Origin of the sequence: Mycobacterium sp., from assembly GCF_035499775.1 — a bacterium.
GTDB lineage: Bacteria > Actinomycetota > Actinomycetes > Mycobacteriales > Mycobacteriaceae > Mycobacterium.
In genome coordinates this window covers 1-9468 of sequence record NZ_DATJYB010000398.1, presented here as the reverse complement: position 1 = coordinate 9468, position 9468 = coordinate 1, and the positions used below count along the sequence as shown (strand labels likewise).

Annotated in this window: 12 protein-coding genes and 1 pseudogene; 1 reads left to right on the top strand and 12 read right to left on the bottom strand. The window is 65.1% G+C overall.

Going from position 1 to position 9468, the window contains the following annotated elements; genetic code table 11:
• Positions 1 to 9 precede the first annotated feature (9 nt).
• The 9 genes from rplF to VML93_RS24615 form a co-directional block, all read right to left on the bottom strand.
• On the bottom strand, positions 10 to 549 hold the full coding sequence (rplF, locus tag VML93_RS24655; RefSeq protein WP_325614894.1) for a 50S ribosomal protein L6: 540 nt from the start codon (positions 547 to 549) through the stop codon (positions 10 to 12).
• 12 nt (positions 550 to 561) lie between these two features.
• Positions 562 to 960, bottom strand: a complete 399-nt coding sequence (gene rpsH / locus VML93_RS24650) for a 30S ribosomal protein S8 (protein WP_325614893.1) — start codon at positions 958 to 960, stop codon at positions 562 to 564.
• 13 nt (positions 961 to 973) lie between these two features.
• Positions 974 to 1159: a type Z 30S ribosomal protein S14 gene (locus tag VML93_RS24645; RefSeq protein WP_325614892.1), complete on the bottom strand. Its 186-nt coding sequence runs from the start codon at positions 1157 to 1159 to the stop codon at positions 974 to 976.
• Between the two features lie 3 nt (positions 1160 to 1162).
• A complete protein-coding gene (gene rplE / locus VML93_RS24640; RefSeq protein ID WP_325614891.1) occupies positions 1163 to 1726 on the bottom strand; it encodes a 50S ribosomal protein L5 in 564 nt (187 codons plus the stop codon).
• The gene (gene rplX, locus VML93_RS24635) at positions 1726 to 2043 is read right to left on the bottom strand and encodes a 50S ribosomal protein L24 (RefSeq protein WP_325614890.1); all 318 of its coding nucleotides are present in this window, start codon (positions 2041 to 2043) and stop codon (positions 1726 to 1728) included. The genes rplE and rplX overlap by 1 nt, the downstream gene beginning before the upstream one ends.
• Positions 2044 to 2412 (bottom strand): 50S ribosomal protein L14, encoded by a 369-nt coding sequence (gene rplN / locus VML93_RS24630; RefSeq protein ID WP_066962997.1) that lies wholly within the window; start codon positions 2410 to 2412, stop codon positions 2044 to 2046. It abuts the gene before it with no gap.
• 187 nt (positions 2413 to 2599) lie between these two features.
• Complete coding sequence (locus VML93_RS24625) at positions 2600 to 3595, bottom strand: DUF4436 domain-containing protein (protein WP_325614889.1); 996 nt, start codon at positions 3593 to 3595, stop codon at positions 2600 to 2602.
• Between the two features lie 265 nt (positions 3596 to 3860).
• The gene (locus tag VML93_RS24620) at positions 3861 to 4739 is read right to left on the bottom strand and encodes a formylglycine-generating enzyme family protein (RefSeq protein WP_325614888.1); all 879 of its coding nucleotides are present in this window, start codon (positions 4737 to 4739) and stop codon (positions 3861 to 3863) included.
• 118 nt (positions 4740 to 4857) lie between these two features.
• The gene (locus VML93_RS24615; RefSeq protein ID WP_325614887.1) at positions 4858 to 5835 is read right to left on the bottom strand and encodes a DUF4436 domain-containing protein; all 978 of its coding nucleotides are present in this window, start codon (positions 5833 to 5835) and stop codon (positions 4858 to 4860) included.
• 381 nt (positions 5836 to 6216) lie between these two features.
• Between VML93_RS24615 and pstS the strand changes: the two genes are divergently transcribed.
• Positions 6217 to 7320 carry a phosphate ABC transporter substrate-binding protein PstS gene (gene pstS, locus VML93_RS24610; protein ID WP_325614886.1) on the top strand — a complete coding sequence of 368 codons (1104 nt, stop codon included), beginning with the start codon at positions 6217 to 6219 and terminating at the stop codon, positions 7318 to 7320.
• 5 nt (positions 7321 to 7325) lie between these two features.
• Here pstS and VML93_RS24605 read toward each other — a convergent pair whose 3' ends face one another.
• The 3 genes and pseudogenes from VML93_RS24605 to VML93_RS24595 all read right to left on the bottom strand — a co-directional run.
• Entirely contained in the window at positions 7326 to 8273 is a 948-nt protein-coding gene (locus tag VML93_RS24605; RefSeq protein ID WP_414686433.1) for a DUF4436 domain-containing protein, read from the bottom strand.
• A gap of 166 nt (positions 8274 to 8439) precedes the next feature.
• Positions 8440 to 9090 (bottom strand): hypothetical protein, encoded by a 651-nt coding sequence (locus tag VML93_RS24600; protein ID WP_325614885.1) that lies wholly within the window; start codon positions 9088 to 9090, stop codon positions 8440 to 8442.
• A gap of 25 nt (positions 9091 to 9115) precedes the next feature.
• Positions 9116 to 9468: pseudogene (locus VML93_RS24595) on the bottom strand (arylsulfatase); the annotation flags it as partial.

Sequence of the window (9468 nt, the reverse complement as noted above, 5' to 3'; positions counted from 1 at the left end):
GCGCCATGATTACTTACCTGTCTTTCCGACCTTGCGGCGGATCTGCTCGCCCTCGTAGCGAACGCCCTTGCCCTTGTACGGGTCGGGACGACGCAGACGGCGGATGTTCGCCGAGATCTGGCCGACCTTCTGCTTGTCGATCCCGGAGATCGAGAACTTCGTCGGTGTCGCCACCGCGAACGTGATGCCTTCGGGCGCTTCGATAACCACCGGGTGGCTGTACCCCAGCGCGAACTCCAGGTTGCTGCCCTTGAGCTGCACGCGATAGCCCACCCCGAAGATCTCCATCTTGGTGGTGTAGCCCTCTGTCACACCGGTCACCAGGTTGGCCACCAGGGTGCGGGACAGCCCGTGCAGCGAACGGTTGTGCCGCTCGTCGTCGGGGCGGGCGACCACGATGGCGCCGTCGTCGTTGCGCGACACCGTGATTGGCTCGGCGACCGTCAAATTCAGGGAACCCTTGGGTCCCTTCACCGATACGTTCTGGCCATCGATCGTGACGTCGACTCCGGCGGGGACCGGAACCGGCTGCTTACCAATACGCGACATTTTCGATTCCCCTCACCACACGTACGCGAGGACTTCGCCGCCCACGCCCTGTCTGGCTGCCTGACGGTCGGTCAGCAGGCCCGAGGAGGTCGAGATGATCGCCACGCCCAGGCCGCCGAGCACCCGCGGCAGGTTGGTGGACTTCGCGTACACCCGCAACCCCGGCTTGGACACCCGGCGCAGGCCGGCGATGCTGCGCTCGCGGCTCGGCCCGTACTTGAGCTGGACCACCAGCGACTTGCCGACCCGAGCGTCCTCGGTCCGGTAATCGGTGATGTATCCCTCTTTCTTGAGGATCTCGGCGATGTTGGCCTTGATCTTCGAGTGCGGCAACGACACTTCGTCGTGGTAGGCCGAATTGGCGTTGCGCAGACGGGTCAAGAAGTCTGCGATCGGGTCAGTCATCGTCATGGTTTATATCCCGTCACCAGCTACTCTTTTGCACACCGGGCAGCTCGCCCGCGTGCGCCATCTCGCGCAGGCAGATCCGGCACAGCCCGAACTTGCGGTAAACCGCGCGCGGGCGGCCGCACTTGCTGCAGCGGGTGTAGCCGCGCACCGCGAACCTCGGCTTCTTCGCCGCCTTGTTAACCAGTGCCTTCTTAGCCATCGCTCAGTTCTCCTTGAACGGAAAGCCGAGCGCCCGCAACAGCGCTCGTCCTTCGTCGTCGTTCGTCGCCGAGGTGACGACGTTGATGTCCATGCCGCGAACCCGGTCGATCTTGTCCACGTCGATCTCGTGGAACACCGACTGCTCGGCCAGTCCGAAGGTGTAGTTGCCGACACCGTCGAACTGCTTGGGCGAAAGCCCGCGGAAGTCACGAATACGTGGCAGCGCGATCGTGGTGAGCCGGTCGAGGAACTCCCACATCCGGTCTCCCCGCAAGGTGACCCGGACGCCGATCGGCATGCCCTCACGCAATTTGAACTGCGCGATGGACTTTCGCGCCTTGCGGATCTCCGGGCGTTGACCGGTGATCAGCGCCAGGTCGTTGACGGCGCCGTTGATCAACTTGGCATCCCGGGCGGCTTCGCCGACCCCCATGTTGACCACGACCTTTTTCACGGTCGGGATCTGCATGACGTTGCCGTAGGCGAACTGGGTGTTCAGCGCATCCCGAATCTCGTTGCGGTAGCGCACCTTGAGGCGCGGCTGTACTTTCTCGGCGGTCGTCATCAGATGTCCTTGCCGTTGCGCTTGGAAATACGGACCCGCTTGCCGGTCTCCTCGTCGACCCGGTAGCCGACTCGGGTGGGCTTGCCGTCCGAGTCGACCACCATCACGTTGGAGACGTGGATCGGGGCCTCCTGGGTGACGATTCCGCCGGAGCGCGCACCGCGCTGGGTGGTCGAAACCGCGGTGTGCTTCTTGATTCGGTTGACGCCTTCGACCAGCACCCGGTTACGGTCCGGGTAAGCCTGCAGCACTTTGCCTTTGGCGCCTTTGTCTTTGCCGGCGATGACCAGGACGGTGTCGCCCTTATGGACCTTCATCTACAGCACCTCCGGGGCCAGCGAGATGATCTTCATGAACCGCTTCTCCCGCAGCTCGCGGCCGACCGGCCCGAAGATACGGGTCCCGCGCGGGTCGTTGTCGGGCTTGATGATCACCGCCGCGTTCTCGTCGAACTTGATGTAACTGCCGTCGGGACGACGCCGTTCCTTGACGGTGCGCACCACGACCGCCTTGACGATCTCACCCCGCTTGACGTTGCCGCCGGGGATAGCCTCCTTGACGGTGGCGACGATGACGTCACCGATGCCGGCGTAACGCCGCGAGGAGCCACCCAGCACACGGATGCACAGGATCTCCCTGGCGCCGGTGTTGTCGGCGACCTTCAGCCGCGATTCCTGCTGAATCACTGGATCTCCTGACCTGGTTGACGTGTGCACGGCAGGAGAAAACCAGCTGACGTGCGCGGTCTTGTAAAGCAGTAGTCACCGAAGGGCACGCGGGGCCGATAGCGCTTACGCGCGACCAGCCGAGGTCTGCCCAAGGCAACCCCCCGAGTCTAGGCCACGGCCAGCTCAGAGCCAAATTGGGTCGACGTCAGTCCCCTTGCCGGACCCAGGCGAAAATGTACAAGCTCATGGCCGTCACCAAGGCGATCAGCACCCATTGCACGATCGCCTGGTCGATCCACGCACCGGGCGGTGGAGCGCCCGGCAGGATATTTCGCAGCGGAACGATGGCGAACAGGTTCGCCGCATACCACGTGGCGAACGGCGGCAAGAACTTCCGTCTGCCCAGTGCCATCGGAATCGCCACCAGCAGCGCCAACGTCGGCAGGCTGATCAGCACCAGGCAGATGCCCAGGTCGAAGATCAGCGGACCCTTGGCCCGGCGCAGCGTGATGACCACGTTCCCGTTGTCGGTGGCGCGTGACGTCGGCAGCGCGCTGGCGTCGCGCAGACGGTTGACGCTGATGTCCCAGCCGTCCAGCGATCCGGTCACCTCGACGCGCGCGGGCACCTTTCTGAGGTTGTCGCCGGACCCGACGAACGCGTCGGCCGAGATCGGCTCGGAGTGGTAGGAGTCGAACGGCCAGTTACCCGGATCGCCGTGCGCCTCGACGGTAGTGGTGAGCTGGGCCGGCGCCTTTCCCTTCGGAAAGTGCAGGTCCCCCAGGTCGCTCGTGGGATACAGGCGCACGGCGACGTCGGAGCCCAGCACGTCGTAGCGATTGTCGTATTGCGCAATCCCGGGATAGACGAGCACATTCACCGAGAGGCGATTAGCGACGGGCTTCAGCTCCTCGAGCCGCAACTGCACGATGGTCGCATCGCCCCCACCCTGGCTCAGATCCAGGGGCGGCAATGGGCCTTCCGACTTTTCCAGCAAGTGCACGCCGAGGAGCGACAGGGCATAGGCAGAAATGATCGTCACGATGATGGCCACACCGATGACGATGCGTGGCTTGTCCGGCTTCTTGGCCGGCGGCTTTTCCGCTGCCGCTGGCGGCTTGTCGTTGGCCGGCTCTTTTGCCTTCACCGCCGGATCGTCCGGTGGCGGTGGAGACGGCGTCGGCGCAGCTTGGGTGGTCATTGGTCGCCGCCGCGAGCAATTGCGTACGGTGGGCGCTGCACTGCTTGCTGGGACCGAACCAGGGCTGGCTGGCGAAATCCAGCTTGTCGGGTCGACACGTGGTCAGATGCTAGCGAACAACCGCGCCGACCGCGCGGCGAAGTCCCACGTCTACACCAGTGCGAAGGCTTTTGTCATCCGCCATCCACCCGGCGTTAACGTTCGGGCCTGCCAGCCCGCGCGGACGGCCGGCGGCCTGGCGTTGAAATGTTTGCTAGAACGACGCCTAGCCTGCCACACAGCGAAACCCGATGTGGGTCGTCGCGGTGTCCTGCGACTGCGGCGAGCGCGCTGCCGGACGGTAGCGGTGGCAGTACTCCGGCGCACACAAGTGCGAACCGCCCTTCAACGTCTGGTTGACGCTCGGATCCGGGGGCCCCGACGGTGTGCAGCAAGTCTTGGGCGGCTGATCGAGCCGGTGGTGTGCGGAAAACTCGGTCGCCGTCCACTCCCAGATGTTGCCGATCATGTCGACCAGCCCGAAGCCGTTGGGCGGAAACGTCCCCACCGGGGAAGTTCCGGCCCAACCCAGCGCACCGTCGTTGCGATACGGGAACCTGCCCTGCCAGGTGTTGGCCATCAGTTGACCATCGGGTTGCGCCTCGTCCCCCCACGGGTAAGTCGTGGTAGCTCCACCGCGCGCCGCGTACTCCCACTCGGCCTCGGTCGGCAGCCGCCGCCCGGCCCACCGCGCATACGCCGCAGCGTCGGGGTATGCCACCTGCACCACTGGATGGTCGGGTTTTTCGTCGATGTCGCTGTCCGGGCCGAACGGCCGGCGCCAGCTGGCGCCGGTTGCCCAGTCCCACCACTGGCGCCAGTCGCGCAAGTCGACCGGGCCGGCCGTCGGACGGAACACCATCGCCCCCGCACGCAGGTCATCGGGGTTCACGCCCGGGTACAGCGCGGGGTCCAGAGGTTGCTCGGCGACGGTCACATAGCCTGTGGCCGCGACGAATTCGGCGAACTGCGCATTGGTCACCGGGTGCCGCTCCACCGCGAAGGGGCCGACGGTCACGGTGTGGATTGGCGCCTCTTCGGGGTAAAAGGTCGTCGAGCCCATGCGGAATGATCCGCCCGGCAGGTCGACCAGCTCGGTGAGCACCCCCTCAGCGTAGGACCCGCGGGGACTACGTCAGGGCTGCCGACGGTGGGGCCTACGGACGCACCGAATGGCGGTTCTCGTGCATAGGCCCCACGCTCGGCGATCTACGCCACGCGCTCTAGTCCGATTGTCGGTACCAGGTGACCATGTACATCGCCATGGCCCCGACCAGCCCTATCAGCACCCAAAGCACCAGAGCCTGGTCGATCCACGCTCCCGGTGGCGGAGCGCCGGGCAGGAAGTTGCGGATCGGGATGACGGCGAACAGCATCGCGGCGAACCACGTCACGAAGGGCGGAACGAACTTCCGTCTACCCATGGCGATCTGGGTGGCCACCGCAAATGCCAAGGCAGGCAAGCTGAACAGGACCAGGCAGATGCCCAGATCGAAGATCAGCGGCCCCTTCGCCCGGTGCAGCGTGATGATCACCGCGTCTTGGCTATTCGGGTCTTCTTTGTCCCCGGGGTCGTGGACCTTACGAAGGCTGACGTCCCAGCCGTCCAAGGCGCCGGACACCTCCACGGTGGCGGGCTTGAATTTACGCCCGGCGCCCTGCCCAACCAGCACGTCGGCGGAAATGGGGTCGGTGGAGTACGAGTCGAACGGCCAGTTACCGGGTTCACCATGCGCCTCAAGCGTCGTGGAGACTACAGCTGGAGCCTTTCCTGCCTGGTAGACGAGGTCTCCCTGTTCGTTTTCCGGGTAAAGCCGGACAGCCGTGTCGTTCTTCAGCACACGCAGTACGTCATCGTAATTCGACTTATCGGGGATCACCAACGCCTTTACGGTGAGGCGGTTCGCGAGGGTCTCCAGCTTGTCCAGGCGCAATGACACGACCGTCTCGTCGCTGGGCTCCTGGTCCACCGCCGGCAGCGGAGCCGACGATGTGGCCAGCCAGTGGACACCGAACAGCGACAGGCAGTAGACGGCGAGGAATGCCAAAAGTATGCATACCGTGACCAGGGCGCGTCGCCCGCGCGGTTTGGCATCCTCGGCGGGCGGTGGTGCCTCCGGTGTTGCATGCGCCGGAGCCTTCGCAGGCTTCGGGGGTGTCGGGGGTGTCGGAGCCGCCGGTGGCGGAGCCTGGTGGCTCATCGGTCACTACCTCCGTTGGCCAGTGCGTGTGCTGGGTTGCTCGGCAGCAGCGAACTGGTATTTACGTCTGAAAAACCGCATGTCAAAGGCACGGAGTCAGATGGTAGCGAAGCCGAGGCGACGGCGCCGGAACATAGAAATTTCTCCCGGCCCGGTGGCGGCATCCGTAACAGGTCGGCAATATTCGATGCCGTCCTACGCCAACTACCGCCCTGCATCGACATGACTATTCCAAGTTTCGACCCGTTCATCTGGTGTTTGTTTGGGTGTTAGTTCGGTAGCTGTAAATGTCGAACTGTGTCGGACGCGCCGACACCGAGCTCGCCGCGGACGCCGGGCCAAGCAGGACCTCAACGGCGCCATCTCGAGGAGACGATCAACGTGAAGCGCAACCGCTCGAGCACCGCCATCAGCTTGCTGGCCGCGGGTGCCATGGTGTTGTCGGCATGCGACAACTCGCACGCGACCCTGGCCTACACCGCGGGGGCCAAGGTGAACTGCGGCGGGAAGGCGACCTTAACCGCCAGCGGCTCGACCGCGCAGGCCAACGCGATGACCCGGTTCATCAACGCTTACGGCAAAGCCTGCTCCGGGCAGACACTCAACTACAACGCCAACGGCTCCGGCGCCGGGATCACCGACTTTCTTTCCGGCAAAACCGATTTCGCCGGATCAGACACACCGCTGAGCGGGGACCAGTACGGCGCCGCCAAGCAGCGATGCGGCGGCGCAGACGCCTGGAACCTGCCCGTGGTATTCGGCCCGCTGGCCATCACCTACAACCTCAGCTCCGTCGACACCTTGGTGCTCGACGCGCCCACTCTGGCCAAGATCTTCAACGGCACCATCACCCGCTGGGACGACCCGGCCCTCACCGCGCTCAACGCATCGATGCCGGCAGAGGACATCAAGGTCATCTACCGCAGCGACGCGTCGGGCACCACCTACAATTTCCAGTCCTACCTGCAGGGCGCATCCGGCGGAGCCTGGACCAAGGGCGCCGGCAAGACGTTCGACGGCGGCGTCGGCACCGGCGCCAAGGGCAATGACGGCACCTCGGCGCTGGTGAAAACCACCGAGGGCGCGATCAGCTACAACGAATTGTCATTCGCGCTGCAGCAAGGGCTTTACGCCGCCGAGATCAAAACCCCGGCGAGCCGCAGATCGTTGCGCCCGGTACGCATCGGCACCGACTCGGTCGGCAAGACCATCAAGGGCGCCAAGATCGTCGGCCAGGGCAACGACCTGGTGCTCGACATTTCGTCGTTCTACAACCCCAGCCAACCCGACGTGTACCCGATCGTTCTGGCGACTTACGAGGTCGTCTGCTCCAAATACCCCAACGCCGACGACGCCCAGGCGGTCAAGGCGTTCCTGCAGGCGGCGATCGGACCCGGACAGGTCGACCTCAACAAGAGCGGCTACATCCCGCTGTCGCCCGACTTCCAATCCAGAGTTTCCGATGCCGTCGACGCCATCGGTTGATCTCGTCAGGTCGTTTTCTTCGTCTTTCGATCTCGTTGCCGGAACCAGGCGAAGACGAACAGGGTCATCGCGCTGACCAGCCCTATCAGCACCCACAGCACAACGGCTTGGTCGATCCACGAGCCGGGTGGCGGGGAGCCGGGCAGGACATTCCGTAGCGGGACGACGGCGAACAGCATCGCGGCGAACCACGTGCCGAACGGCGGCAGGAACGACGTCCTGCCCAACACCATCGGAATAGCCACCCACAATGCCAAGACCGGCAGGGTGATGAGGACCAGGCAGATGCCCACGTCGAAGATCAGCGTGCCCTTCGACCGGTGCAGCGTAATGACGACATTGTCTTGGCTATCCGGGTTCGGATCGTCGGAGTCGTGGAATCGGGTAACCGTAGCGTCCCAGCCGTCCAGCTTTCCGCTCACTTCGACGCGGGCGGCTACTTTCTCGCGGCCCGCGCCGGTGCCGGTGAACACGTCGGCGGAGATCGTGTCCGTCTGGTACGAGTCGAATGGCCAGTGGGCCGGATCGCCCTGCGCCTCGATGATTGTGCTGACCTGCGCCGGCGCCTTCCCTTTCGGGTACTGCAGGTCCCCCAGCTCGTTCAGCGGGTACATGCGCACAGCTGCTTCGGTGTTGAGCACACCCGATTCTTTGTCGATCAGCGAGTATTTCGGAATGACAAGCACATTCACGGTCAGGCGGTTCGCGACGGTATCAAGCTTCTCGAGACGAACCTGCACAACGGTGTCCTCCTCCGCGAACTTGGTCGGGTCCACTGTGGGCAGCGGCGGCACCGACTTGGCCAGCAGGTGCACGCCGAGCAGTGACAGTACATAAATGCCTACGACGCCCATCGCAACGGCAACACCGAACGCGACGTTCAGTCCCCGCGACGTGCGTTGCGGCGCCGACTCGTTCGTCACCGGCGCAGGCGGGTGCCCACTTTGCGACATCGATGGTCACCTCTCCGTTTGCGGCCCAATCGAATTCGGGCCTCCCCCTGCCGCTCGAATTCCCGCGCTGCTGCAGTCCAATCCGTGCAAGCGGCCTCGGGTCAGGTTAGCAACCGATGCGCGCTTGGGGGCGCGCTCGCGTGGATCCGGCGTGGCGGTCGCGGCGTCAGGGTATGACGACCGTGAATTGCTGCATCAACGTCGATCTCGCCGCGCTGAACCCGGCCGCACCGGCCGGGCCTTCCAGATGGATTGCCACCAGATACTTTTTCGCGTTCGTCCAGATGTGGGTAACCCGGTCTGCGTAGTCGACGCGGCCGGACGGCCCCTGAACCGTCATGGCCAACTGCTGACTGCTGTACCCGCAAAACGCAGCCCCGGCAACGGAGAACGTCAGCCGCGCCTTCGACCCACCCATCGCGGCGGTGTAGCGCAAAAACGCGCCGTCGGGCGGCAGGTCGGTCGGGGCGATGGTCGCCGTCGCGGACATCCGGTCCGGGCCGGTCATCGTCAATGCCGTATCACCCGTTCCTGCGACCGAACTCCAGCCTTCCGGAAGGGCGATCGTGATCCTCGGCGCGGCCGGATCGGCCACGGTAGCTGGCGTCGGGCGGCCGTTGCCCGGAGACGGATCGCACACGAGCGCGTCGGGCGCGATGTGTTCCGGCAGCGTCGTGGCGATGCCGGGCACCGGCTCGGCCGGGTCAGCCGGCGCTTTCGACGCTGCAGGGGCAGTCGTCGTGGGCGTCGGACCGACCGGGGTTCCGCCGTCGGTCTTACCGCAACCCGTGACCGCGGACAGGGCGACCAGGCCCACCGCGCACAGCCTTCTCGCGGACCGGTCAGTCCCGCGAAAAGGCAAGCGCGAGTTCCTTCTCCACGTCCGAGTAGGGCCGGCCGGACAGGTCGACGGTGACCTGTGCGATGGTGCCGCCGGTGAACGTGAAGGGCGCCTTGTAGCGGCTGGACACTCCCGAACCGCCGTTGCGCCCGACGGTGATGCCCGCACCCGCCAGTCCGAACGTCCCCGGATGCGTCGTCACATCGGCCAGCGTGCCGACCGGGTTGTGATCGAAGTACAGAGTGAGATCACCCAGCGGCGTGTGGCTGTTGGCCACGGTGCCCTTGCGCTCGTAGCGGACGCCCAGCAAGTGTCTGCCCAACGGGATGGGGCCCGCCGAAGAGACCAGCTGCT

Excerpts from the sequence above, each read along its gene's own strand:
- rplF (WP_325614894.1), bottom strand. The coding sequence starts at position 549 with ATGTCGCGTATTGGTAAGCAGCCGGTTCCGGTCCCCGCCGGAGTCGAC.
- rpsH (WP_325614893.1), bottom strand. The coding sequence starts at position 960 with ATGACGATGACTGACCCGATCGCAGACTTCTTGACCCGTCTGCGCAAC.
- VML93_RS24645 (WP_325614892.1), bottom strand. The coding sequence starts at position 1,159 with ATGGCTAAGAAGGCACTGGTTAACAAGGCGGCGAAGAAGCCGAGGTTC.
- rplE (WP_325614891.1), bottom strand. The coding sequence starts at position 1,726 with ATGACGACCGCCGAGAAAGTACAGCCGCGCCTCAAGGTGCGCTACCGC.
- rplX (WP_325614890.1), bottom strand. The coding sequence starts at position 2,043 with ATGAAGGTCCATAAGGGCGACACCGTCCTGGTCATCGCCGGCAAAGAC.
- VML93_RS24625 (WP_325614889.1), bottom strand. The coding sequence starts at position 3,595 with ATGACCACCCAAGCTGCGCCGACGCCGTCTCCACCGCCACCGGACGAT.
- VML93_RS24615 (WP_325614887.1), bottom strand. The coding sequence starts at position 5,835 with ATGAGCCACCAGGCTCCGCCACCGGCGGCTCCGACACCCCCGACACCC.
- VML93_RS24605 (WP_414686433.1), bottom strand. The coding sequence starts at position 8,273 with ATGTCGCAAAGTGGGCACCCGCCTGCGCCGGTGACGAACGAGTCGGCG.